Source organism: Pseudomonas sp. GM78 (genome assembly GCF_000282475.1).
Taxonomy (GTDB): domain Bacteria; phylum Pseudomonadota; class Gammaproteobacteria; order Pseudomonadales; family Pseudomonadaceae; genus Aquipseudomonas.
The window spans coordinates 25,673-49,161 of sequence record NZ_AKJF01000076.1 but is presented as its reverse complement, the minus strand read 5'-3'; the positions used below and the strand labels follow the sequence as shown (position 1 = coordinate 49,161).

22 protein-coding genes, 2 tRNA genes and 1 pseudogene are annotated in these 23,489 nt (G+C 57.7%); 15 read left to right on the top strand and 10 right to left on the bottom strand.

Going from position 1 to position 23,489, the window contains the following annotated elements:
* The first annotated feature begins 46 nt into the window (after window positions 1–46).
* Window positions 47–122 (top strand) — tRNA-Phe (locus tag PMI35_RS19105).
* 236 nt (window positions 123–358) lie between these two features.
* Here PMI35_RS19105 and PMI35_RS19110 read toward each other — a convergent pair.
* The 4 genes from PMI35_RS19110 to PMI35_RS19125 form a co-directional block, all read right to left on the bottom strand.
* Complete coding sequence (locus tag PMI35_RS19110) at window positions 359–1,732, bottom strand: APC family permease (RefSeq protein ID WP_008058504.1); 1,374 nt, start codon at window positions 1,730–1,732, stop codon at window positions 359–361.
* Between the two features lie 183 nt (window positions 1,733–1,915).
* A complete protein-coding gene (locus tag PMI35_RS19115; protein WP_008058503.1) occupies window positions 1,916–3,298 on the bottom strand; it encodes an aspartate aminotransferase family protein in 1,383 nt (460 codons plus the stop codon).
* A gap of 48 nt (window positions 3,299–3,346) precedes the next feature.
* On the bottom strand, window positions 3,347–4,144 hold the full coding sequence (locus PMI35_RS19120) for a helix-turn-helix transcriptional regulator (RefSeq protein ID WP_050562610.1): 798 nt from the start codon (window positions 4,142–4,144) through the stop codon (window positions 3,347–3,349).
* Between the two features lie 278 nt (window positions 4,145–4,422).
* On the bottom strand, window positions 4,423–5,913 hold the full coding sequence (locus PMI35_RS19125) for an aldehyde dehydrogenase (protein ID WP_008058501.1): 1,491 nt from the start codon (window positions 5,911–5,913) through the stop codon (window positions 4,423–4,425).
* A gap of 273 nt (window positions 5,914–6,186) precedes the next feature.
* Here PMI35_RS19125 and PMI35_RS19130 point away from each other — a divergent pair, with 273 nt between their 5' ends.
* A complete protein-coding gene (locus PMI35_RS19130; protein WP_008058500.1) occupies window positions 6,187–7,266 on the top strand; it encodes a hypothetical protein in 1,080 nt (359 codons plus the stop codon).
* Window positions 7,267–7,338: 72 nt separating this feature from the next.
* Window positions 7,339–8,130, top strand: a pseudogene (locus PMI35_RS0132530) (TSUP family transporter).
* A gap of 144 nt (window positions 8,131–8,274) precedes the next feature.
* Here the strand turns inward: PMI35_RS0132530 and PMI35_RS19135 are convergent.
* The gene (locus PMI35_RS19135; RefSeq protein ID WP_008058495.1) at window positions 8,275–8,724 is read right to left on the bottom strand and encodes a carboxypeptidase regulatory-like domain-containing protein; all 450 of its coding nucleotides are present in this window, start codon (window positions 8,722–8,724) and stop codon (window positions 8,275–8,277) included.
* 261 nt (window positions 8,725–8,985) lie between these two features.
* On the opposite strand from PMI35_RS19135, the gene PMI35_RS19140 reads away from it, so the two are divergent.
* From PMI35_RS19140 to PMI35_RS19155, 4 genes are all read left to right on the top strand, one after another.
* Window positions 8,986–10,044: a PDDEXK nuclease domain-containing protein gene (locus tag PMI35_RS19140; protein WP_008058493.1), complete on the top strand. Its 1,059-nt coding sequence runs from the start codon at window positions 8,986–8,988 to the stop codon at window positions 10,042–10,044.
* Window positions 10,045–10,112: 68 nt separating this feature from the next.
* On the top strand, window positions 10,113–11,075 hold the full coding sequence (locus tag PMI35_RS19145) for an alpha/beta hydrolase family protein (protein WP_008058491.1): 963 nt from the start codon (window positions 10,113–10,115) through the stop codon (window positions 11,073–11,075).
* 38 nt (window positions 11,076–11,113) lie between these two features.
* Entirely contained in the window at window positions 11,114–11,530 is a 417-nt protein-coding gene (locus tag PMI35_RS19150; protein WP_008058485.1) for a hypothetical protein, read from the top strand.
* A gap of 6 nt (window positions 11,531–11,536) precedes the next feature.
* On the top strand, window positions 11,537–11,989 hold the full coding sequence (locus PMI35_RS19155; protein WP_008058484.1) for a hypothetical protein: 453 nt from the start codon (window positions 11,537–11,539) through the stop codon (window positions 11,987–11,989).
* 71 nt (window positions 11,990–12,060) lie between these two features.
* Here the strand turns inward: PMI35_RS19155 and gabP are convergent, their stop codons facing one another.
* Window positions 12,061–13,452, bottom strand: a complete 1,392-nt coding sequence (gene gabP / locus PMI35_RS19160) for a GABA permease (RefSeq protein ID WP_008058483.1) — start codon at window positions 13,450–13,452, stop codon at window positions 12,061–12,063.
* A gap of 563 nt (window positions 13,453–14,015) precedes the next feature.
* On the opposite strand from gabP, the gene PMI35_RS19165 reads away from it, so the two are divergent.
* From PMI35_RS19165 to PMI35_RS19195, 7 genes are all read left to right on the top strand, one after another.
* Window positions 14,016–14,789, top strand: coding sequence for an ABC transporter ATP-binding protein (locus PMI35_RS19165; RefSeq protein ID WP_007972784.1), 774 nt, complete (start codon window positions 14,016–14,018; stop codon window positions 14,787–14,789).
* Between the two features lie 13 nt (window positions 14,790–14,802).
* A complete protein-coding gene (locus tag PMI35_RS19170; protein ID WP_008058482.1) occupies window positions 14,803–15,549 on the top strand; it encodes an ABC transporter substrate-binding protein in 747 nt (248 codons plus the stop codon).
* Between the two features lie 72 nt (window positions 15,550–15,621).
* Window positions 15,622–16,317, top strand: coding sequence for an ABC transporter permease (locus tag PMI35_RS19175; RefSeq protein WP_008058481.1), 696 nt, complete (start codon window positions 15,622–15,624; stop codon window positions 16,315–16,317).
* A complete protein-coding gene (locus PMI35_RS19180; RefSeq protein WP_008058480.1) occupies window positions 16,314–17,003 on the top strand; it encodes an ABC transporter permease in 690 nt (229 codons plus the stop codon). Before PMI35_RS19175 ends, PMI35_RS19180 begins: the two co-directional genes overlap by 4 nt.
* Complete coding sequence (locus tag PMI35_RS19185) at window positions 16,984–18,213, top strand: methyltransferase (RefSeq protein WP_008058478.1); 1,230 nt, start codon at window positions 16,984–16,986, stop codon at window positions 18,211–18,213. The genes PMI35_RS19180 and PMI35_RS19185 overlap by 20 nt, the downstream gene beginning before the upstream one ends.
* Window positions 18,214–18,527: 314 nt before the next feature.
* A complete protein-coding gene (locus PMI35_RS19190) occupies window positions 18,528–19,055 on the top strand; it encodes a serine acetyltransferase (protein WP_008058475.1) in 528 nt (175 codons plus the stop codon).
* A 104-nt stretch (window positions 19,056–19,159) separates the two neighbouring features.
* Window positions 19,160–19,235: transfer RNA gene (locus PMI35_RS19195), tRNA-Thr, on the top strand.
* Window positions 19,236–19,300: 65 nt separating this feature from the next.
* Here PMI35_RS19195 and PMI35_RS19200 read toward each other — a convergent pair.
* From PMI35_RS19200 to PMI35_RS19215, 4 genes are all read right to left on the bottom strand, one after another.
* Window positions 19,301–20,011 carry an SDR family NAD(P)-dependent oxidoreductase gene (locus PMI35_RS19200; RefSeq protein WP_008058473.1) on the bottom strand — a complete coding sequence of 237 codons (711 nt, stop codon included), beginning with the start codon at window positions 20,009–20,011 and terminating at the stop codon, window positions 19,301–19,303.
* A 42-nt stretch (window positions 20,012–20,053) separates the two neighbouring features.
* Window positions 20,054–20,710: a DsbA family oxidoreductase gene (locus PMI35_RS19205; protein ID WP_008058472.1), complete on the bottom strand. Its 657-nt coding sequence runs from the start codon at window positions 20,708–20,710 to the stop codon at window positions 20,054–20,056.
* The gene (locus PMI35_RS19210; RefSeq protein WP_008058469.1) at window positions 20,707–20,925 is read right to left on the bottom strand and encodes a tautomerase family protein; all 219 of its coding nucleotides are present in this window, start codon (window positions 20,923–20,925) and stop codon (window positions 20,707–20,709) included. The genes PMI35_RS19205 and PMI35_RS19210 overlap by 4 nt, the downstream gene beginning before the upstream one ends.
* A gap of 167 nt (window positions 20,926–21,092) precedes the next feature.
* Window positions 21,093–21,893 (bottom strand): Fic family protein, encoded by an 801-nt coding sequence (locus tag PMI35_RS19215; RefSeq protein ID WP_008058467.1) that lies wholly within the window; start codon window positions 21,891–21,893, stop codon window positions 21,093–21,095.
* 242 nt (window positions 21,894–22,135) lie between these two features.
* On the opposite strand from PMI35_RS19215, the gene PMI35_RS19220 reads away from it, so the two are divergent.
* Window positions 22,136–23,476 carry a CHASE2 domain-containing protein gene (locus PMI35_RS19220; RefSeq protein ID WP_008058465.1) on the top strand — a complete coding sequence of 447 codons (1,341 nt, stop codon included), beginning with the start codon at window positions 22,136–22,138 and terminating at the stop codon, window positions 23,474–23,476.
* Window positions 23,477–23,489: the final 13 nt, after the last annotated feature.

Sequence of the window (23,489 nt, the reverse complement as noted above, 5' to 3'; positions counted from 1 at the left end):
AACTTGCTTGACGACCCCCTGAAAAACCCGTTTAATGCGCCCCGTTGCCCAGATAGCTCAGTCGGTAGAGCAGGGGATTGAAAATCCCCGTGTCGGCGGTTCGATTCCGTCTCTGGGCACCACCTTTCGTTTTCAGGTGATGCCAAGCACACCTGAAAGCACACAAAAAACCCGCCTAGTGCGGGTTTTTTGCTTTCTACGCTTCGTTCCCTTCCAAGCCCAAACCCATGTGAGCAGATCCCGCTCGATCTGGAAATCTGCTTGCCCGCGATAAGCCCCCCGTGAAAGCCTGGTGGGCGATCACAGGGGGCGTCCCCGCCTCAGCGGCCGGAAACGCTGCGCAGTGTCATACCACTGATCACTCCGCCATCTGCAACTCCGGCAGCTTCATTCGAAACCCACGGGTAACGCCCAGCAAACATACGAGCCCCAGGCCCATCCAGCACAGGCCAATCATGAATGACATGCTGGACAGGCTAGTCCACAGCCAGATTGTGCTGAGGAACCCCAGGGCCGGTACCGCACCGTAGATCAGGCCATTGCGCAGGCCGCGCAGCTTCTGGTCGACCAGGTAATGCTTGATGACTGCCAGGTTCACCGCCGAGAACGCGAAGAGCGCACCGAAGCTGATCATGTTGGCAACGGTATCCAGGGTGATGAACAGCGCAATTAGCGAGAACAGACTGACCAGCATGATCGCGGTGGCCGGCACCCGCTTCTTAGAGACCAGCCTGCCGAACACACGGGGCAGCGCGCCGTCGCGGCCCATGGCGAACAGCACCCGGGAGACGCTGGCCTGGGAGACCATCGCCGAGGCAAAACATCCGGCCACGTAGGTGGCGGTAAAGGCGGTCACCAGCAATTCACCCCCCACGCGGCGCATGACGTCCAGCGACGCAGAGTCCGGGTCGGCAAAGGTGTTCCATTCCGGATAAACCATTTGCGCGAAATACGAAACGAGCACAAACAGCAGGCCACCGAGCAGGCTCACCACCATGATGGCGAGGGGGATGAGGCGCCGCGGGTTGGGTGTCTCCTCAGCCATGGTCGACACAGCGTCGAAGCCGAGGAAGGACAGGCAGAGGACCGCCGCGCCGGTCATGATCAGCGGGACGCTGAAGCCCTCATGGTGGAAAGGTGCGAGCAGCGAAACCGGCTCAGACTGATCCCCCAGGTTGTGGATCGACAAGGCAACGAACACCACGATGAAGACCAACTGGACAACCACGAGCAGCAAGTTGACCCGGGTGATGGATTCGATACCGATCAGGTTGAGGAAGGTCACCAGCGCAATGGAGCCGACCACCCACACCGCAGCGGGAACCGCGGGGAAGTACTCAGACATGTAGATGCCGATCAGCAGATAACTGAGCAGCGGCAGGAAGATATAGTCCAGCAATAAGGTCCAGCCGGCCATAAAGCCGAAGTAGGTACCGAAGGCCTTTCGCGTATAGGAATACACCGATCCCGAATACGGATGCGCCTGCACCATGCGTCCGTAGCTGTAGGCGGTCAGCAGCATGGCGGCGAGGGTCAGCAGGTAGGCGGTAGGCAGGTGACCCTTGGTCATCTGGGTCACCAGGCCATAGGTGGTGAACACCGCCAGCGGGACCATGTATGCCAGACCGAAGAGGACCAGCCCGGTAAGCCCGAGGGATTGTCGAAACTTGCCAGGCGAATCCGCCGGGGAATGATGGGAAGGAGTATCGGCCACGCTTGTTGTTGTAATCATTGCTGACTCCTAAAAATTTGAATGCAGGACGCTGCGATTTCCGAAGAACGGATACCGTTAGTGAATGATCTGCTGAAGGGTGGGCTGCCCGATTTCCGGCAGCCTCAGTTCAATCGATATGCATGCAGGGCGATGAAACGCTGTCGATCACCACCCCGTGCATGGGTTGGCCCACAGATGACTTCAGAGCTTTCCCGCGAGCCGTGCAGTGCGGTCGACCGCGATGCGGGTCTTTTCAACCAGCTCGTCCAGCTCGGCACGCGTTGCCACAAGTGCCGGCGCCATGATCATGCGGCCCAGGGTCGAGCGAATGATCACGCCCTCTTCGAAACCAAAGGTGCGGCATTGCCAGGCCAGGTCATTTTCGTTGGCGAAGCGCTTGCGCGTAGTCTTGTCCTCGGCGAACTGCAAGGCCGCGACCAGGCCCGCGCCCTGGATCTCGCCGATCATTGGGTGGTTGCCGAACACCTCGCGCAGAATCTGCTGCAAGTACGGCCCGGTATCCTCTTTCACCTGGCGCACGATGCCTTCATCACGCAGTGCCTTGAGGTTGGCGAGCGCCACCGCGGCCGCTACCGGGTGTCCGGAATAAGTCAGGCCGTGGGCGAAGACGCCGCCCTGCTCCACCAGCGCATCGGCAATGCGCTTGCCCAGCACCAGGCCACCCATCGGCACGTAACCGGAGGTCAGGCCTTTGGCAATCGACAGGGTGTCCGGCTCGAAACCGAAGTACTGGTGGGCGAACCACTCGCCCGTGCGACCGAAGCCGCCGATCACTTCATCGGCACACAGCAGCACATCGTATTGGCGGCAGATGCGCTGGATTTCCGGCCAGTAGCTCTCAGGCGGGAAAATCATGCCGCCAGCGCCCTGGAAAGGCTCGGCGATAAAGCCCGCGACATTTTCGGCGCCCAGTTCAAGAATCTTCTCTTCCAGCTGCAAGGCACAGCGACGACCGAACTCGGCCGGGGTCAGCTCGCCACCCTGGGCAAACCAGTAAGGCTCATCGATGTGCGCGACGTCCGGAATGGGGCCGCCCATCTCGTGCATGAACTTCATCCCGCCCAGCGCAGTGGCCGCCAGGGTCGAGCCGTGATAGCCGTTCCAGCGGCCGATCATGATCTTCTTCTGTGGCTTGCCGACGACCTGCCAGTAACGGCGAACGGTACGGATCAGCACCTCGTTCGCTTCGGAGCCGGAGTTGGTGTAGATGACGTGGCTGTAGTGGCCCGGCAGGAGGCTGAACAGCAACTCGGACAGCTCGATCACCGCTGGGTGGGTGGTGTGGAAGAACATGTTGTAGTACGGCAACTGGTCCATCTGCGCAGCAGCCGCGGCGGTCAGGTCCTTGCGACCATAGCCGAGCTGGGTGCACCACAGCCCCGACATGCCGTCCAGGTAACGCTTGTCGTCGTTGTCCCAGAGATACAGTCTCTCGCCGCGTACCATCACTCGAGGACCTTCGGCATTGAGCGCCTTTTGATCCACGAACGCGTGGATATGGTGGGCTGCATCGGACTTCTGATAATCCTGAGTCTGCCGTTTCGGTTCGAAGGGTGCATTCATGGCTTTTTTCTCTTTTGTTGGTAGTCACGCGAGGGGTAGCAAGTCCGCTCAGCGGCTCTTGCTCATGTAGCTTTCAAGCGGGTCTTTGCTGAGCACGCCCTGGGCTTCGGCCAACGAATCGATGAACAGTGAGAACAACTCCGATTGCGTGCCGATATCGAGCTTGCAGTAGACGTTCTTGCGGTGAGACTTGATGGTGTCCTCCGAAACCCCGAGGCGCTCGGCCAGGGAGCGGGTCGAATGGCCACGCAGGATCAGTTGGGCGATTCGGCATTCGCGCTCGGTCAGGATCGACGAGCCGAAGTTATCCAGTGCCGAGTGGATGCGCTGCTCCAGCAGGTTTTCGAAGCGGACGCCGCGCGTGTCCAGGCCGACAAAATGCTTTTTCAGCAAGGTCAGGACCCAGGGGGCGATGCACTTGAACTGCTGTGTCGTGGCGGCGTCCAGTTTTTCCGTGAACGCCAGTGAGACCGCTAGGCTCAGCCCGGGAGACAACTGCAGGATGTAGTTCAATTCATCCTGCAGGTGCGAGTGCCGATAGAACGACTGGTAGTACTCGCTAAGTTCGAAGTGGTCGGGAGCGACCTCGGCGAGGTCGTAGCAACCGGAGCTGAAACCTTCCACACAGGCACCGTAGAACGGGTCGAGCAGATAGAACCCGGACAGGTACTGGCGCACATTGCCTTGCGGCAGCCACGGCCCATCAAGCTCGAACAGCGCGCTGGGCATGCCGCCATGCGGATACTGGTACAGCGTCGTCGCCTGGATGGGCCAGATACAGCCCAGGGTTTCGAACAGCGTCGCGGTGAATCCCGGTTGACCGATACTCTCGGTCACCTTGGCCATCTGTTCGAACCATTGCGCAGAAACAAACCGGTCGTTTTCCACTTCAAAGACTCGCCAAAAGAACGGTTGGGAGCGACACAAGGTTTACTGGTGCCGGGGTTGAAATGATGTTCCCACGCTCGCAAAAGTGCCGATATCACCCGTTAGGGTGAGTCGACCAAAGGGTGTCGGATGATCGCCCCAGCTGCCCCACAAGCAGGAAAAGCACGCCACTCCGGGGAGTGCGTGCAGATGGTTTTTCCCTGCCACGCCTTGCGACGTGGCCGACGGAAGCGACGTTAACGGAGCTGGAACCAGGTGGTTTTAAGTTGCGTATACTTGTCGAACGCATGCAGGGAAAGGTCGCGCCCGAAGCCGGACTGCTTGCCACCACCGAAAGGAATGGCGACATCCAGTGCATCCGTGGTGTTGACCGAGACAGTCCCGGCCTTCAATGCCCGGGCCACACGATGAGCGCGGTTCAGGTCATCGCTCCAGACTGACGCGGCGAGACCGTAGATGCTGTCGTTGGCCAACTGGATAGCCTCCTCTTCGGAGTCGAAGGCACTGATGGCTAACACTGGACCGAAAATCTCATCTCGCGCCAGGCGCATATTTTTATCCACGCCAGCGAAAATCGTCGGCTGGATGAAGTTCGAAGAGCCATTGATCGTCACGCTGTCGCCGCCTGCCAGGAGCTTCGCGCCTTCACCCCGTGCTTGCTCGATCGCCTGCATGATGCGGGCAGCTTGCTCGCTGTCCACGATCGCACCAGCCCTGCTTTCAGGGTTCAGCGGATCACCGGGCATCCAGTCCCGAGCCTTGGCGATCATGCGCTCGACGAACTCATCGTGGATAGACCGTTGCACGTAGAGCCGGGAGTTGGCCGAGCAGACCTCGCCCTGGTTGAAGAAAATGCCGAACGCGGCTTTTTCCGCAGCCAGATCCAGGTCCTGGCAATCTTCGAAGACCAGGTTCGGGCTCTTGCCGCCGCACTCCAGCCAGACCTGCTTGAGGTTGGACTGCGCCGAGTACTGCATGAAGTACTTGCCGACCTGGGTCGAGCCGGTGAACACCAGGCAGTCCACATCCGGATGCAGCCCCAGGGCCTTGCCGGCGCTTTCGCCCAGGCCCGGGACAACATTCAATACCCCTTTCGGAATACCGGCTTCGAGCGCCAGTTGACCCAGGCGCAAGGCAGAGAATGGCGACTGCTCGGCGGGCTTGAGAACCACGCTATTACCGGCGGCCAATGCCGGGGCGAGCTTCCAGGCCGCCATGTCCAGCGGGAAATTCCAGGGCACCACGGCGGCAACCACTCCCAAGGCCTCGCGAGTGATGGTGGCGAGGGCATTGCGCGCGGTAGGCGCGACCTGGTCGTAGACTTTGTCCAGGGCTTCACCGTACCAGGCGAACACACTGGCCGCGCCAGGCACATCGATGTTGTAGGCATCCATGACCGGCTTGCCCATGCTCAGCGAGTCGAGCAGCGCCAGCTCCTCGCGGTTGGCCAGGAGAAGCTCGGACAGCTTGATCAGGATCTTCTTGCGCTCGACAGGGGCCATGCGGGCCCACTCCCCCTCTTCGAACGCCCGGCGAGCCGAACGCACCGCAAGGATCACTTCCTCCTCGCCGCATGCGGCGACACAGGCCAGCCGCTGGTTGGTCGCCGGATTGATCACCTCGAACGTCGCACCCGAGGCGCACGCGACCTGCTGCCCTTCGATCAAGGCATTTTCAATGAATGTTTGGCGGGCAGCCCGCTGCTGCCAGTAGTTGAGATCGAGCACACGCTACTCCCATGCCGACCGCCGATACGGTCAGTTTTTATTGGTTTCGCAGGATGGTGCTCTACTCTCGCGGCGAGGAAAAATAGTAAAAATGTGCTCGGTTCCCAAGAAAAAACTGGGTAGTGTCGAGAGGCTGGACCCGTCTCACGTGCCTGTCGGAAGACTCCGTACGCTTTAACGGAAATGGATGACATACGCTGATCATGGAGTTGAGCAGAATCGGAAGAGTAGCTGCCGTAAACCGGGAGCAGATACTCAACCGAGATGTAGACAATGACCCACGCCATCGAAACAGATGTCGAAACCGCCAAGATAGTTACTGAACAAGAAATCAGAACCTTCAACTTCGATATTCAGCAGTCAGCACTACTTCACAGGCTCGTCGAAGAACTGGCCGCCATCGGCGGGCCGCAGGCACCAGGAGCCAAGTCCAAAGCGTCTCTGGCAACCACCGAATTAAAGTTTTCGTTTTCGCAACATCAATGCGATCTGTTGGGCGCCTATTCCGATGGTCTCGTTTCCGTGTTGATTTTTGAAGGGTTGCAAAAAATCACCGATGTCAGCCCTCCAAATGAACTGCCAGACCTGGCATCCCTGGAAAATCGTTACGACGTCCTTTGTCTCGCCGCCCGCAATCAGATCTTGTTGAAGCTGGTTGATAACACTGCCTTTGCTTATGACATGGACAACGAAGGAAAACTGGTTCGATTAGTGGCCAACTTCAAAGGTGGCGGACTCATCAAGATCAATGCAGAGCCAGAAATAAAAGAGTTGAGCTCTCATTCCGGCCTTGCGCTTGGCCCGCATACAGAGGCGCCTTACTGGTGCGCCGTGAACGCGAAAGACGGGCACTCGCCCTCTCCATCGTCGCTCATACTTTCTGCCTTGTGGAACCCGAGCCTGGAGCCTACGCGAATCATTCCACTACCTCCCATACTCGAAAAAATTGGCGTCACCAACTGCCTCGCACTGACAACGGGCAACTTCCAGTTCACTCGCAGCGATTCCTTTGTCAGTGGCAAAGGGGAAGATGGCCGCAACGTTTCGGTTCTGGAGTTCGACGACAAGGTAGGGTTCGCAGCCCGCTTTAACTCCTATCGTTTTTCGGTCAATGACAACGCCTCGACCTTTGTGAAAACGGCTTACAGCGCCCTTTGCCAAGGTGTGGATGAAGCAACTCCGGCCGAATACGCGCTGACCCAGGAATCGGCCATGGCCATCAATAACACCCGGGCTCTGCACTGTCGCGATTTCATCAAAGACAACAGACGGGTCTTGGTTCGTGTTTTCGGGCTGTCAAAATTTTCTTCCCCTATCGTTGTTTCAGAGGATCCATTGGTGCTGCAGGGCTGATTTTTCAAACAATCAGGCTGTTGAACGACCAGTCATTTGACTACTGGCCAGTAACTACAAAGAGGGGATGTAATGTCTTGGGATGTAATTGGCATGTTGGCGCTCGTTGCTTTTTGCGCCGGCTTTTTTGATGCGATTGCTGGTGGCGGTGGGCTGATTACATTGCCTGCTTTACTTTTAGCCAGTGTCGACCCCATCAGCGCGATAGCCACCAACAAATTCCAGGCGGCTTCGGCGACCATATCGGCAACAGTTACCTTTGCCCGCAAGGGAATGATCGAGTGGAGAGATGGCCGCTTTCTGGCTATCAGCGGGTTTATCGGGGGGGCCAGTGGGGCACTACTCGTCAGCTCTATCGATCAGCGTTACCTGGAGGTCTGTGTGCCTATCATGCTGATCCTGGTGGCTATTTACTTTACCTTCTCCCCTAAACTGGCAAATGAAACTCGGCGCAAGAGAATCGGCATTCTGGTGTTCTCCTTTACGGTGGCGCCAATCCTGGGCTTTTACGACGGCATATTTGGCCCTGGTGTGGGCTAATTTTTCATTGTGGGGTTCGTTCTTCTTTGTGGCTTGGGCATGATGCGGGCCATGAGTTTTACCAAACTTGCCAATGCCTCCTGCAACTTGGGCTCCCTGTCGGTGTTTATTACCAAAGGGGTGATCATCTGGCCGATCGCAATCGCTATGGCCGTGGCGGCCTTTATCGGTGCGCAACTGGGTGCACGCGCTGCTGTGCGGGTCGGCCCACGGTTAATCAAACCCATGTTGATCGTGGTGTGTTGTGCATTGGCCATCAAGCTGCTGAGTGTGGAAACCAATCCCTTGCGCGCTGTATTCACGGGCTTAATAGCCTCGCTCTGATGGCCAGCAGTCTCTGGGCGTCAAACACTCCTGGATCCCACAATTCAAGAGTGTTTGATACGCGCGGCGCTCCGCAAACAGCCGTAAAGGTAGCTGTTTGCGGATTTCAGAGTTGACGAAATCGCCTCGCGCTTTACGACACGGCTAAGTATCACTCCAGTGAAATACCAGATTGCGTGCAGCCCCCGCACCAACATCCGCGGTATCGCGTCGCTCCTGACCAGCACGCGTTGCAACGACCGTGTACTTGCCAGGAGGTAGCTGGACGTAAACCAGCGGACCCGCCTCAGTCAGGGTCAACACGCTTTTCCCCTGGGCGTTTTGAATGGCTACATTGACATCCGGGATGTATTCATTCCCGGGACCGACAGAGAATGTCATATGCAGGTTGTAACCCGTGGCTTGCTGAATTGCCTTGGCCTCATCCTCACCGATACCGCCGGACAGGTAGGCAATTCCGTTTTGTTCTTGCCGTTGGACTTGCACACCCGAAGTGTCGACCGGTTCGAGGCTGGCGGCCTGTCCCATGACTGGAAACATCGACACGCCGATAGCGACAACAATGGGCAGGAACAGTGTCTGCACATACTTCATGATGACGCCTCCCGGGCTCCGCGGAACCCAATCGTTACTTGATTTTGATTTCCGCCGCGGGCGTCATGTTTTAGAACGATTTGTACTTGAAGACACTACGAAACGTACTACATGCATCGTTCCATGAGCCTTCACTGCCATCAGCCAGGTCCTGCTCACTAAACCGGCAGGTCCTTCGGAGTTCTCAGAGGGGCCCTGCATCATCACCCCATAGTCTCTTGCCATCCTCTTCTGCCTGTTCAACCTGCTGCGGAAGACTTCATGAGCGCCCTCATACCCGATGACACACAAGACCCACAAATCACCTCACTGCTTGGCAATCTTGGTGAGTTGATTCGCCAGGCACGGCAGAATCTGCAGCGAGCTGTCGATACCGCCCAGGTACAAACCTACTGGCAAATCGGACGACATATCGTGGAGTTTGAACAAAATGGCTCCCGGCGCGCGGTTTACGGCAAGCAGTTGCTGGCAACACTTGCGAAGGTGCTGACAGTGGAGTTTGGGAAGGGCTTTGACGAAACCAACTTGCGGAAAATGCGCCTGTTCTATCAGGCATTTCCAATTCGAGACGCACTGCGCCTCGAATTGAGCTGGACGCACTACCGCCGGCTTCTGCGCGTGGACAACGAGAAGGCACGCAAGTGGTACATGGACGAATCAGCTGACCAAAACTGGTCAAGCCGCAGTCTGGAGCGCCAGATCAACACGCTCTACTACGAACGCCTCCTGATGAGTCGTGACAAATGCGCCGTCATGGCAGAGGCCGCCTCCAACATCAACACAATGAGCAATGACCCCCGGGATTTCATCCGGGATCCCGTGATGCTGGAGTTCTTGGGCCTACCCAATACCGGAATCGTTTTGGAAACCAGACTCGAACAGGCCTTGATCGAACAACTTCAGGGTTTCCTGCTTGAGCTGGGCAAGGGGTTCGCTTTCATTGCCCGCCAGCAACGCATCAGTACCGAAGGTAGAGACTTCTACATCGATCTGGTGTTCTACAACTACCTGCTCAAATGTTTTGTCATTTTCGATCTCAAGCGCGGTGAATTGACACATCAGGATGTGGGGCAGATGGACATGTATGTGCGCATGTATGACGATCTCAAACGCAGCGAGGAAGACGGGCCCACAGTCGGCATTATTCTCTGTGCGCAGAAAAACGATTCGGTAGTGCGCTACTCGGTCCTACAGGGCAATGAGCAACTCTTCGCCAGCAAATACAAGTTAGTACTACCGAGCGAGGATGAGCTGCGAGCGGAACTGGATCGGGAACGAGCACGACTCGAAGAGCGCCTTCTCGACCAGATGCCTGAATAATGCGGCTCGATTGTTCAGGTGCGACATGAGGACTATCTTAGGCAGCTACCCGCAAAGGTCCAACGCCAATGAATGTGCAGGACACCTCCTTACTCGCCCCGACTCAAATCGAGCTGCCGCTGACAGCTGGCACTTCCGGCGAACCGTTCAAGCAAACTGCCGCCGACGGTTTCATCCTCGGCGGCTTCACCTGGCGGCATGCGCGGCAGGACACTTCCCGGGCAGTGGTCATCATCAACGCTGCCACATCGGTCCGCTGCCGACACTACTCGCGCTTCGCCGATTACCTGTTTACCAACGGCTTCGATGTCATCACCTATGACTATCGCGGCATCGGCGAGTCGCGCCCGGTATCGATCAGAGGATTGAAGGCGTCATGGTCCGACTGGGGGGCCCTGGACTTCGAGGCGATGCTCAAGCGCGCACAGCGTGAGTTTCCCGGCCAGCCGATCGACGTCGTCGGTCACAGTTTTGGAGGTTGTGCAGCGGGACTGGGAGCGTCCGGACAACTCATCCGACATTTGGTGACGGTCGGGGCGCAGTTCGCTTACTGGCGCGACTATGACCCCGGTCAACGCTGGAGGATGTTTGGCAAGTGGCACGTGGTAATGCCGCTGGTGACGAGGCTGTGCGGCTACTTTCCCGGCAAACGCTTCGGCTGGCTGGAAGACACCCCGGCCGGTGTCGTCCACGACTGGAGCACGCCCACCGCTCGTTACGAGAAGCGCCCCAGCGGCCAGGACAGCCACGTCAACAACTTCGCCGCAGTCACCGCGAAAACCCTGGCGATCAGCATCAGCGACGATCCCTATGGCACAGTCCCGGCCATCGAGCGCCTGCTCGGCTACTTCACCGGCAGCAAAAATACCCACCTGCGCATCACCCCCGAAGACATCGGCGAGCAAGAAGTTGGACATTTCGCCTTTTTTCGCAGCGCATACCAAGCCACACTATGGCCCATTGCACTGTCCTGGCTGCAAAACGGCGAGCTGGCCCCCAACACACCCGGGCGCACAGTGCCGCGTAACTGAGCCACCAGCCCTTTTCAACGAAATACGGAACGACGCCCATGGCCTCCGCCAACAAACAGCAAAAACGCGCCTCACGCGCCAAGGCCAAGGCCAAGCAGAACCGCACGCAGCGGGCCGCCGCGCCGGTGGAGCTGGACCCGAACGACGATCGCATCGACTTCGAATCGGTGGACCTGACCGAATTGTTCAAGAAAATGATCGACGCCGAGAAGATCAGCCAGCAAGCCATGTGCACGGCGTTCCTCGAAGACCCGCTGCTGGAACTGGTGTACGAGCAGGAAGGCGAAGAAGGCGCGATGGACTTCATCCTCGCGGCGCTGATCGAGTATCGCCAGTGGTCCACCGAAACCGATGAAGCCGGCGCCCTGGCGTGGATCGAATCACCAGCCTTCCAGGCTGACTACGTGGCGGCGTCCGACGCCATCGCGGCACAAACCCAACAGAAACCGAACTGAGTTCCCATGGCCTCCCTGAACAAGCAGCAAAAACGCGCCAAACGCGCAAAAGCCAAAGCCAAGCAGATCAATATCCACGGCAGAAAACCCGCCGCAATGGACGATGACCTGGGCGAAATCGGCGAGCCGATCCCGGAATACACCCTGGCGATGTTCAGCAAAATGCGCGACGCGGAAGCTGTCAGCCGCAGTGAAATGCTCTCCGTGCTGCTGACGAATCTCGCCTTCATCATCATCGACCATCCAGAACTGCTGGACATGGAAAACGCCGACGACGAAGGCATGGCCGCCACCCACCTGGCCGCCGACATGCTGATCGACTACCGCATGTGGGCCGACGGCATGGACCGCGAGGCCGCCCAGGAATGGCTGACCGACCCGCAGTTCATTACCGATTTCGGCGACGCACTGGACGTCTACCGCCAGACGCTGGACGCGCCGGAAGAAAAAGCCGAGTAAGGGTTACGACTCAAACAAAAACGGCCGCTTGTCATCACTGACAGCGGCCGTTTTGCGTTACGCGGTATGAATCAGTTCAACACCACCGCGCCACTTTTTTCCAGCTTGCGACGGCGAGCCACCAGCAAACCAGCAGCCACCACCAACACACTGAGCAGGCCAGTCGCGAGGATTTCCACGCGGTGTGCTTCCTGGAACAGCATGATGGTCAGGGCACCGACGATGAATGCGATCACCGCGTAGGTCAGGCCCGGGAACAGCCACATGCTGAAGACGATTTTCTCACCGCGAGCCATACGCTGTTTGCGCATGCGCAGTTGCGAAATCGCGATCACCAGGTACACCAGCAGTGCAATGGCGCCGGAGCTGGCCAGCAGGAACTCGAACACCGCGGCCGGAGCCACGTAGTTGGCGAAAGTTGCCAGGAACGCTGCGCCAGTGGACAGCATTACCGCCCAGTAAGGCGTGCCACTTTTGTTGGTGCGGGTGGACATGGCCGGCGCATCACCGCGCTTGCCCAGGGAGAACAACATGCGCGACGAGGTGTAGAGCGCCGAGTTCAGGCAGCTGGTAACAGCAACCAGAACCACGATGTCGACGATCATCTTGGCGTTAGGGATGCCCATGCGCTCAAGCACGGTCTGGTAGGAGCCCAGGCTGGCCAGGACAGGATCGTTCCAAGGTACCAGGGCCACGACGATGAAGATCGAAACGAGGTAGAACAAGCCGATCCGCCAGATCACCGAGTTGGTGGCCTTGGAGATTTGCTTGCCAGGGTTCTTCGATTCCGCGGCCGCGATGGTCACGATCTCGGTGCCCATGAAGGAGAACATGGTGGTCAGGATGGCACCCAGTACCGCGCCCATGCCATTTGGCAGGAAGCCTTGGGTGTCGAACAGGTGCGAAACGCCGCTGACCTGGCTGCCCGGCAGGAAGCCGAAGATCGCCATGAGGCCCAGAACAATGAAGCCGATGATCGCCAATACTTTGACCAGAGCGAACCAGAACTCGAATTCACCGTAGTTCTTCACGCTGAACAGGTTGGTCACGGTCAGCAGCATGGTGATGACCAGGGCGAAAGCCCAGATGTCCACGCCTGGGAACCAGGCATGCAGAATGGTTGCGGCGGCGTTTGCCTCCAGCGGGATCACGAGAACCCAGAACCACCAGTACAGCCAGCCGATGGTGAAACCGGCCCAGTGACCGATCGCGCGATCGGCGTATGTCGAGAAGGAGCCTGTGTCCGGCGAAGCAATAGCCATTTCACCGAGCATGCGCATTACCAACACCACCAGCATGCCGGCGGCGGCGTAAGCCAGGAGCACGGCCGGGCCTGCTGCAGCGATGGCGTGGCCCGAGCCAACGAACAGGCCGGCGCCGATAACCCCGGCGATCGACAGCATGGTGACATGCCGTGGTTTGAGCCCCTGTTCGAGGCCGTTGGAGCTTTGGGTACTGCTCATTGAAACTACCTTTGTAAGGAAAAGCGAAAGCGTGCATCCCGCTTGTGTTCCTTCTTGTAAAAAGAAACAAACGGAGCGTTCCGGAATCTGCACGCAATATTTGCGCCAAAATGTTTCAAAACCGTCTAGCTCGGGAACTTCGCCCTGACGGAACAGAGATCGCAAGCCATTGATATTAATGGCACTTTGCCAGAACGTTACCCTGCGACTCACTTTGTGAACGAACCAGCGCCCCGGAAACACACACAAAAATCCCTCGACGCACGATAAAAGGGCAGATCCGCCACCTTTGGCCCGTTAGCGCTTCCAACCCCCCGCCAAAGCTGGCAACATCGCGCCCTTTTTTACGCGACAGCCACCGCGCTTTTATATGAAAGCAGGGTTCAAACGGCTGTTCGGTTGTTGATGGGGCGACAGTCTGCTGTGCCGATGCGACAACCTGCCACATACCACCCGTTTACTGCCCGTAGCGCTGTTGGCTGCCCTTGAAACGCTATGCTAGCTTGGCCGCCTCGCCAGGAAGGCCACCAACAGCAGGAGCGAATACACAATGAGGAACGCACATGGCTGAGGCCACGCCCGCGCTTGAAATCCGCAACTTGCACAAACGCTACGGCTCGCTGGAGGTACTTAAAGGTATCTCGCTGACCGCCCGCGACGGCGACGTGATCTCGATCCTCGGCTCCTCCGGTTCCGGCAAGTCCACGTTCCTGCGTTGCATCAACCTGCTGGAGAACCCGCACCAGGGCCAGATCCTGGTGGCCGGCGAAGAACTCAAGCTCAAGGCCGCGAAGAACGGCGAACTGGTCGCTGCCGACGGCAAGCAGATCAATCGCCTGCGCAGCGAAATCGGTTTTGTGTTTCAAAACTTTAACCTGTGGCCGCACATGAGCGTGCTCGACAACATCATCGAAGCCCCGCGCCGCGTGCTCGGCCAGAGCAAGGCCGAAGCCATCGAAGTCGCCGAAGCCCTGCTGGCCAAGGTCGGCATCGCCGACAAGCGCCATGCCTACCCGGCGCAATTGTCCGGCGGCCAGCAACAACGTGCGGCCATCGCCCGCACCCTGGCCATGCAGCCTAAAGTCATCCTGTTTGACGAGCCCACTTCCGCGCTTGACCCGGAAATGGTCCAGGAAGTACTTAATGTCATCCGCGCACTGGCCGAAGAAGGTCGCACCATGCTGCTGGTCACCCATGAGATGGGCTTCGCCCGTCAGGTCTCCAGCGAAGTGGTGTTCCTCCACCAGGGCCTGGTAGAAGAGCAAGGATCGCCACAGCAGGTGTTTGAAAACCCGCTTTCGGCGCGCTGCAAACAATTCATGTCCAGCAACCGCTAACGGAGCTAACCGCATGCGCAATTACAAGAAGGTCTTCCTGGCCGCCGCCGTTACCCTGGCGTTCAGCGCCGGTGCCATGGCCGAAACCCTGAAGATGGGCATCGAAGCGGCCTACCCGCCGTTCAACAATAAAGATGCCAGTGGCAATGTCGTCGGCTTCGACAAAGAGATCGGCGACGCCCTGTGCGCCAAGATGAAAGTCGAGTGCACCGTCGTGACCTCCGACTGGGACGGCATCATCCCGGCCCTGAACGCGAAGAAGTTCGACTTCCTGATCTCCTCGATGTCGATCACCGACGAGCGCAAGCAAGCGGTGGACTTCACCGACCCGTACTACTCCAACAAGCTGCAATTCATCGCCAAGAAAGACGTCGACTTCAAGACCGACAAGGCCTCCCTGCAAGGCAAAGTGATCGGCGCCCAGCGCGCAACCCTGGCCGGCACCTGGCTGGAAGACAACATGGAAGGCGTTGAAGTCAAACTCTACGACACCCAGGAAAACGCTTACCTCGACCTGACTTCCGGTCGCCTGGACGGCATCCTGGCCGACAAGTACGTCAACTATGAGTGGCTGAAAAGCGACGCTGGCAAGTCCTATGAATTCAAGGGCGACCCAGTGGAAGAAAGCGACAAGATCGGTATTGCCGTGCGTAAAAACGACCCGATCCGCGAGAAGCTGAACATCGCGCTGAAAGAAATCGTTGCCGACGGCACCTACAAGAAGATCAACGACAAGTACTTCCCGTTCAGCATCTATTGATCCTGACCTGCCTGGCCGGCGCCTGATGGCGCCGGCTTACGGTATTGCCTGCCGCGATTTGAAAAGAAATCCATGATTATCGACCTCTACGGATTCGGCCCGGCGCTCGCCGCTGGCGCGCTGATGACTGTGAAACTGGCACTCTCGGCCCTGTGCCTGGGGCTGGTACTCGGTCTGCTCGGCGCCTTGGCCAAGACTTCCCCGTACAAGCCGCTGCAATGGCTTGGCGGCACTTATTCGACACTGGTTCGCGGCATCCCGGAACTGCTCTGGGTGCTGTTGATCTATTTCGGCACGGTTAACCTGATGCGCGCCCTGGGCGAGTTTTTCGGTAACCCTGACCTTGAGCTCAATGCCTTCGCTGCGGGCGTGATCGCCCTGGGCCTGTGCTTTGGCGCCTACGCCACGGAAGTGTTTCGCGGCGCGATCCTTGCCATCCCCAAAGGCCATCGTGAGGCCGGCGTGGCCCTGGGCCTGTCGAAATGGCGCATCTTCACCCGCTTGATCATGCCGCAGATGTGGCGCATCGCCCTGCCCGGCCTGGGCAACCTGTTCATGATCCTGATGAAAGACACCGCGCTGGTGTCGGTGATCGGCCTGGAAGAAATAATGCGTCACGCGCAAATCGGCGTGACCGTGTCCAAGCAACCGTTCACCTTCTATATGGTCGCGGCATTCATGTATCTGAGCCTGACGATTCTGGCCATGACCGGCATGCACTTCCTGGAAAAACGCGCCGCTCGCGGCTTCGCGAGGAGCACCCAATGAACTGGGAAGTCATCATCAAGTGGCTGCCGAAACTGGCCCAGGGCGCAACCCTGACCCTGGAACTGGTCGCCATTGCCGTGATTGCCGGTCTGCTGCTGGCGATTCCGCTGGGTATCGCGCGTTCGTCGCGCCTGTGGTGGGTGCGGGCATTTCCCTACGGCTACATCTTCTTTTTCCGTGGGACGCCGTTGCTGGTTCAACTGTTCCTGGTCTATTACGGGCTGGCGCAGTTCGACGTGATCCGTAACAGTTCGATGTGGCCTTACCTGCGCGATCCGTTCTGGTGCGCCACGGCGACCATGACCCTGCACACCGCCGCCTACATCGCTGAAATCCTGCGCGGCGCGATCCAGGCGATTCCGCCAGGTGAGATCGAAGCGGCACGGGCACTTGGCATGTCGAAAACCAAGGCACTGATCTTCATCATGCTGCCCCGCGCGGCGCGCATCGGCCTGCCGGCCTACAGCAACGAAGTGATCCTGATGCTCAAGGCCAGCGCCCTGGCCAGCACCGTGACCCTGCTGGAGCTGACCGGCATGGCCCGCACCATCATCGCCCGAACCTACCTGCCGGTGGAGATCTTCTTCGCCGCCGGCATGTTCTATCTGTTGATGGCCTATGTGCTGGTACGCGGCTTCAAGCTGCTGGAGCGCTGGTTGCGCGTCGATGCCTGCCAAGGGCGTTGATCCTCGGGTGCTGACGGGCGAGGAACTGCTCGCCCGTTTCACCGCGCTGGACACTTTTCTGACAGCGCATCAGGCGCTGTGGAAACCACGCCCCTTCACGCATCTGCAACTGCCTTGGGAAACCACCTACCCCGAGCTGGCCGCCTGGCTACGCGAACGGTCACTGGAAGAGGCGGAAAACGCACACAACCAACCCGCCCTTTTGGATGCGCCGGAACCTTTTGCAACCTTGGCGACGATGTCCCTTGCGCTGAGTACCGTGGATGAATTGCCCGCCCATGCGCTGGAAGCGGCGGGTCATCGATTGAACATCGACGTACCCGGGCGCAAGTTGCAGCAAATAGAAACCTTTGCCAGTCGATTGAACTTCGCCGATACGCCCAAGCATTGGCTGGACTGGTGCTCGGGCAAAGGGCACCTAGGAAGACGCTTGCTGCAAACCGGCCAACAGCTGACTTGCCTGGAATATGACCCGACACTGGTCGCCAGCGGTCAGGCTCTGAGTCAACGCCATCAGTTGCATGCGCTGCATGTCGAGCAGGATGTGCTCGCTGTCGATGTAGCCGCGTTGTTAAACGCCGAACACACCCCCGTCGCACTGCACGCCTGCGGCGATCTCCACGTGCGATTGATTCAACTCGCCAGCGCAGCAGGCTGCAAACAACTCGCCATTGCTCCTTGTTGCTACAACCGGATCAGTCTTCCCCGGTACTCGCCACTTTCCTCGGCCGCCATGGCCTCCAACCTACAGCTGTCTCTCGATGACCTGGCGTTACCGATGAGCGAAACCGTCACCGCCGGTGCACGCGTCCGACGCCAACGCGACACCTCCATGGCCCGACGCCTGGCCTTCGACCTGCTGCAGCGGCAACTGCGTGGCGTTGACGAATACCTGTCAACGCCATCCCTGCCCAGCGCCTGGCTGGACAAGCCCTTTGCCGATTACTGCCATCATTTGGCCCAGCTCAAAGAGTTATCCACAATCGGCCCGCAGGATTGGCCGGCTCTGGAAACCGTCGGTTGGCAACGTTTGGCTGAAGTGCGCAATCTGGAGCTGCTGCGCGGACTTTTCCGACGCCCACTGGAGCTTTGGCTGGTGCTCGATCGCGCACTTTTCCTGCGCGAGCAGGGCTACAAGGTTCGGCTCGGCACGTTCTGTGACACCAAACTCACACCGCGCAACTTCCTGATGCTGGCAGAACGCGCCTAACACCCCAACCTGTGGATAACTCTGTTGATGGAATATCATGGATCCAATATTTTACAGCTGTTTCAGAGCTGAAACGTCACTGTACAGTTTTCGTACACTTGGATAAAAAACCAGAAAAACAGTGATTTGCGAACAGTTGAGAACGGATCCACAAATTCGTCATATACCTCCCGCATTGCGAATCCCGTTGTGCATAAGCATTTGAGCAAAAGACATATCTGTTGAAATTTGGGCAGAAAGTGAGCGTAGGAATCGTTATAGCCAGCAGCTACTATCGAAGGCCTCACAACACAAACAATCAACAGGGCTATGTTTTGAATCTGGACACCTTGGTAGAACATTGGCGGTCGGAAGTCTCGAACAAGAAAAAACGCGGAAGCCGCACAGGGTTCATCAGCAACGTCCTCAAGCGGACTCGCAAGAGCAACGTCCTGCGCTACTTGTTCATGTTTCGACTGGCCCAGTACTTTAATTCCGGAAACGGTTTGGCGCGCTGGTATGCCAAGCGTCTTGAGAGAAAGCTCAACCTCAAGTACGGCGTCGACATCTGCATCGACGCCCAAATAGGCTCAGGCTTTCGCATCGGCCACCTGCCGGGCGTAGTGATCACCGGTGAAGTCAAAATCGGCCGTAACTTCTTCATCCGGCAAAACACCACCATTGGCATCAAGACCCTGGGACTGGACAGCTACGATCTGGTCATTGGCGACAATGTCAGCGTGGGCGCCAACAGTTGCATCATCGCGGACACCCTGACAATCGGCGACAACGTCACCATCGGTGCCATGTCGTTCGTCAACAAAGACATCCCCTCGGGCGCCACGTTTTACAACGCTCGATGAGGCTCAACGCACACCAGAAATCCTGGTCAGAGCCCTGCGCAAAAATAGTCTGAATTCAGGGGTTTACAGAACCGTCCCAATCGCTATAATCGTCGCCCTGACACGCCGGTATAGCTCAGATGGTAGAGCAACTGACTTGTAATCAGTAGGTCCCGGGTTCGATTCCTGGTGCCGGCACCATACAAAACAAAGCCCTCGTAGAAATACGAGGGCTTTGTTGTTTCTGCCGTTTGAAAACCCGGATCTTAGTGACCCGCGCTCTGCCCGCCATCAACGTGGAGGATTTCGCCGGTAACAAACTTGGCGTTGTCCAGGTACACGACAGCCTGGGAGATGTCATCGATGTCGCCCATGTGCCCGACCGGGTGCAGAGCGCCCAGTGCGGCGTGGGTTTCTTCGCCGTGCATCGGGGTCTTGATGATGCCAGGGCTCACTGCGTTGACCCGAATGCCGCGCTTGGCGTATTCGATGGCCAGGGATTTGGTCGCCGCGTTCAAGCCACCTTTGGTCAGCGAGGCCAATACTGATGGCACGCCGTCAATAGCGTGGTCGACCAGGCTGGTGGTGATGTTGACGACGTGACCGCTGCCCTGTTTTTCCATCTCGGCGATGGCCAGTTGAGTGATATAGAAGAAGCCGTTTACGTTCACCGACAGCACATTGGCGTAGTCTTCAGCGGTGTACTGGGTGAACGGCTTGGCGATGAAGATACCGGCGTTGTTGACCAGGGTGTCGATACGGCCGAAACGTGCGATGGCTTCACGAACTACGCGTTGAGCGGTCGCCGGTTCACCGATGTCGCCAGCCACGGTGAGGATGTCCGGATCGGTGGACGGTTTGATCGAACGCGAGGTGGCGACGATCTGGTAGCCGAGTTCGCGGAAGGCCTTGACCATGCCGTCGCCGAGACCTTGGGATGCGCCAGTGATGACAACGACTTTTTTCGAATTGCTCATGATGTATACCTCTGACAATGATGGGGTTTGAAATTCGATAAATCAGGCGTCAGCAGGGGCCGTCGCCATTTGTCTCAACATCTGTTCGTAGTACTCGACCGATTGCGAACCGGACACCAGGTGACGGCCGTTCAACACCATGGCCGGGACCGAATTGATGCCGTGCTGCTGGTAAAACGCCTCAAGCTCACGCACTTCCTCGGCAAAGGCGCCCGATGCCAACACCTCGCGTGCACGGGCCTCGTCCAATCCGGCTTTACCCGCCAGCCGCACCAGCGTCTGCTGATCACTCGGGTTCTGGCCTTCGCTGAAGTAAGCGCGAAGCAGGATTTTCTTCAGCGCCACTTGGCGCCCTTCTTCCAGCGCCCAGAGCAACAAACGGTGAGCGTCGAAGGTGTTGTAGAAGTGCGTGCGCTTCTCCAGGTCGAACTTGAAGCCGATGGCCTCGCCGCGTTCGATCTGCATCTTCTTGCCGGCGGCGACGTCTGCGGCGGTGCGCCCGTATTTGCGCATCAAGTGCTCGACGGCTTTCTCGCCCTCGGGCGGCATGTTCGGGTTCAGTTCGAAAGGCTTGTAAGTCAGCTCGACCGACACCTCACCCGCCACGTTCTCGATCGCCTGCTCCAGCGCCGTCGCCCCCAGTGCGCACCATGGGCACACCACATCGGAGACGAAATCGATGGTCACCGACGCCGTCATGACTGCCCCTCTTGCGCCAGTTGCTGGCGGTATTGAGTGGTGGTGATACCGGCGTAGCCCCAGTTATCGGTGTCGACTTCCTCGATCACGATGTGGGTCAGGTCAGGACGTTTGTTGAGGACGCGCTCCAGTGTTTCAGTGATCTCGGCAATCACCTGAGCTTTCTGCTCAGTGGTAACGCCATCGCGGGTGATGCGCACGCTTACAAAAGGCATGAGGGAAACTCCAGTGACCTTCCCGTCGGGATGATGGGAGAGGCGTTGGAGCTCAATGTAGGGAGTTCGCTGGAGGGGATAAAGATGGGGGTGGGAACTTCATTAGTTACACAGTGTAATCAGTTAAAAACTCCCGTAGGGCGAGGCTTTTTCTTTCAGCTCAACCGTCAGCTGAAGTAGCGTTTGAATTCATTACTGGCACGGCTGAGCAATTGCATCAGTTTCGGATGGATAAACAGCTTCTCCTTGCCCACCTGAATCTCCTCCAGCACACCAATGGTCACCAGATCTTTCAGGTGACGCGAAGCGGCCTGTCGTTGCGCAACTTTCTTGTCTACCACATTGCTGATCCGGCAGTAGGGCTGTTCGAAGATGACGTCCACCAACTCCCGCGAGTAGGTTTGGGGTAGTTGGTCACGCACAAATTGAGTGGTGTGTTCGGACAATCCGCGGATTGCGGCAATTTTGGTTGTCGTCCAACGCGCGGTCTCCTCTACTGCACTGAGCATGAACAATAGCCATGGCTCCCACGCCTGCTGGGTCGTCACCTCCAGCAAGAGTCGATAGTAATCGGCACGCTGGGCAATGATGTAGCGGCTGAGGTACAGAATCGGCAGGTTCAGCAAGCCTTCCTGAATCAGAAACAGAAACAGAGTATTGATGACGCGCCCGACACGACCATTGCCGTCGACAAAAGGATAGATGGCCTCACCGGTCCAGTCATTGGCAAGCTGCGTGCCGGGTGTGCGGCGAATATCCAGTTTCGCGCCTTTCAACGTACGACAGATTTCCACGGCGGTGTTGGTGGATAACGGTCGTTCAGCCAGGGACTGGAAGCCTTGGCTCAGCGCCGTTCGATAGCGTAGCTCTTCTTTGGTGGCCGGGTCTGCGTGGTTTGCCGTGTCTTGGGCATGCTGGAACAGCAAATCCGTGGTGGTGACGATGCTTTCTATTTCCGAGCTAGACATGACGCCTTAACGTGTCGCAATTTTTCACTTTTTGCGACACGTATTTGGAATATGTCGCCGCGGGCGACACGTTTTCAGAACATGTTCCCGAAATCGACTTTCAGCGACATGACCACATGAATAGCTCTAAATCGATCGAGACTTTTATATATTTCGAACTGATAGCGCAAAAAGATGGCACCTTGACATCAGCCGTCACATTCACTTAAATCGTCGGCTAATTTGACTATATCGAGCCAGGGATGCCGGCCAATTCGCCTTTGTTTTCTCGCTGGGAGTGCGTGCTTGGAGTGCTTTTCGTGGTCCTCGCTGTGCTTGATCCTTTCGGACTATCGAGCTCGAGCAATTACGCCTCAGCACAATGGCTGAATCGGGTATTTGCCAGTGGCTACAAAAACATTGGGCAACAGCAAGTCGCCGTCATCCTGATCGACGATGCGTACCTGATGCGCAACAACACACACTGGCCGATGCCTTACGACGAGCAAAGCAAGTTGTTCAAACGCTTGCTGGCCTACAAGCCGAAAGCAGTATTCGTCGACTTCATGTACAGCCACGATCATTCCCAAGGCGACCGTGCTTTGGGTAGTCAGCTACTGGCCAATGTTTTCGAACGCTATCGTCATCAGGGCATTCCCTTGTTGCTGGCCAACACCGGTCAGGTGCGTGGCGAGGAGGGTCAGGCTAATACGCTGGTCAACCTGGCTGAGGTCAGCAGCCCTGCACTGGTGGCGTGGAACGGGTTTGGTGACAAATACCCTTTGGCGGTCGAAAAACCACTAGGGCTGATGGAAACGCCGGCTCTGTTGATGTATCGCCAGTATTGCCAATCACACTCCTGTGCTGATCTGCCGAGCGATACACAAGATGCCGTTCAGCGGCCGCCCATCGCCATCCAGTGGGGGATCCATCTGGCACCGGAACAGATGCGCATCGCTGACATTGCTCACTGCTCAGCTCCTGAAGGCTTCTGGAAAGATGTCGGGAAAGAGCTGGCCCAGGCAATTTTCTGGAAGCTTTCCGGCGCCGAAAAATCCCGCTGCCTCTATAACTTCACGCTCTCGGCCAGCGACCTGGAAGTGAGCACGCCAGAAGATCGCGCTCTGCTGACCAAATTGCTACGTGATCGCCTGGTGTTGGTCGGCGCGAACATCACCTCTACTGGCGACCTGGTCCATTCGCCCGTGCACGGCAAGATACCCGGCGTTTACCTGCATGCCATGGCGCTGGATAACCTCGTGACCCTGGGCATGGACTATGACCGCGAACCAGCCAGCCTGCCGAACCTTGATGTCAATTGGCTCGATCTGGTGGAGATAGGCCTGCTTTTTCTGATAGTGCTGTTCAAGGCACTGCATGAGAGACAGAACCCAACGTCAGGCATCATCGAGATGGAGGTTGGACGAGGCGGCTTTTTCAAGTCGTCCTGGGCAACCTTTTTGCTGATGACGGCCTTAGTCGGACTAATTAGCCTGGCGCTTCACTACTACCACTACACCCCCGTCAACGTGCTCGCTGTGTTGATGCTTTCACTGGCGATATTCAACGAAAAAATCCAGGCGTACTTCGCTCGCAAGCACTAATCAACCACCCGTT

Excerpts from the sequence above, each read along its gene's own strand:
- PMI35_RS19220 (WP_008058465.1), top strand. The coding sequence starts at position 22,136 with ATGCCGGCCAATTCGCCTTTGTTTTCTCGCTGGGAGTGCGTGCTTGGA.
- gabP (WP_008058483.1), bottom strand. The coding sequence starts at position 13,452 with ATGAGCAGTACCCAAAGCTCCAACGGCCTCGAACAGGGGCTCAAACCA.
- PMI35_RS19155 (WP_008058484.1), top strand. The coding sequence starts at position 11,537 with ATGGCCTCCCTGAACAAGCAGCAAAAACGCGCCAAACGCGCAAAAGCC.
- PMI35_RS19210 (WP_008058469.1), bottom strand. The coding sequence starts at position 20,925 with ATGCCTTTTGTAAGCGTGCGCATCACCCGCGATGGCGTTACCACTGAG.
- PMI35_RS19180 (WP_008058480.1), top strand. The coding sequence starts at position 16,314 with ATGAACTGGGAAGTCATCATCAAGTGGCTGCCGAAACTGGCCCAGGGC.
- PMI35_RS19150 (WP_008058485.1), top strand. The coding sequence starts at position 11,114 with ATGGCCTCCGCCAACAAACAGCAAAAACGCGCCTCACGCGCCAAGGCC.
- PMI35_RS19185 (WP_008058478.1), top strand. The coding sequence starts at position 16,984 with ATGCCTGCCAAGGGCGTTGATCCTCGGGTGCTGACGGGCGAGGAACTG.
- PMI35_RS19205 (WP_008058472.1), bottom strand. The coding sequence starts at position 20,710 with ATGACGGCGTCGGTGACCATCGATTTCGTCTCCGATGTGGTGTGCCCA.
- PMI35_RS19110 (WP_008058504.1), bottom strand. The coding sequence starts at position 1,732 with ATGATTACAACAACAAGCGTGGCCGATACTCCTTCCCATCATTCCCCG.
- PMI35_RS19165 (WP_007972784.1), top strand. The coding sequence starts at position 14,016 with ATGGCTGAGGCCACGCCCGCGCTTGAAATCCGCAACTTGCACAAACGC.
- PMI35_RS19175 (WP_008058481.1), top strand. The coding sequence starts at position 15,622 with ATGATTATCGACCTCTACGGATTCGGCCCGGCGCTCGCCGCTGGCGCG.
- PMI35_RS19115 (WP_008058503.1), bottom strand. The coding sequence starts at position 3,298 with ATGAATGCACCCTTCGAACCGAAACGGCAGACTCAGGATTATCAGAAG.
- PMI35_RS19130 (WP_008058500.1), top strand. The coding sequence starts at position 6,187 with ATGACCCACGCCATCGAAACAGATGTCGAAACCGCCAAGATAGTTACT.
- PMI35_RS19170 (WP_008058482.1), top strand. The coding sequence starts at position 14,803 with ATGCGCAATTACAAGAAGGTCTTCCTGGCCGCCGCCGTTACCCTGGCG.
- PMI35_RS19215 (WP_008058467.1), bottom strand. The coding sequence starts at position 21,893 with ATGTCTAGCTCGGAAATAGAAAGCATCGTCACCACCACGGATTTGCTG.
- PMI35_RS19145 (WP_008058491.1), top strand. The coding sequence starts at position 10,113 with ATGAATGTGCAGGACACCTCCTTACTCGCCCCGACTCAAATCGAGCTG.
- PMI35_RS19135 (WP_008058495.1), bottom strand. The coding sequence starts at position 8,724 with ATGAAGTATGTGCAGACACTGTTCCTGCCCATTGTTGTCGCTATCGGC.
- PMI35_RS19200 (WP_008058473.1), bottom strand. The coding sequence starts at position 20,011 with ATGAGCAATTCGAAAAAAGTCGTTGTCATCACTGGCGCATCCCAAGGT.
- PMI35_RS19140 (WP_008058493.1), top strand. The coding sequence starts at position 8,986 with ATGAGCGCCCTCATACCCGATGACACACAAGACCCACAAATCACCTCA.
- PMI35_RS19120 (WP_050562610.1), bottom strand. The coding sequence starts at position 4,144 with ATGGCCAAGGTGACCGAGAGTATCGGTCAACCGGGATTCACCGCGACG.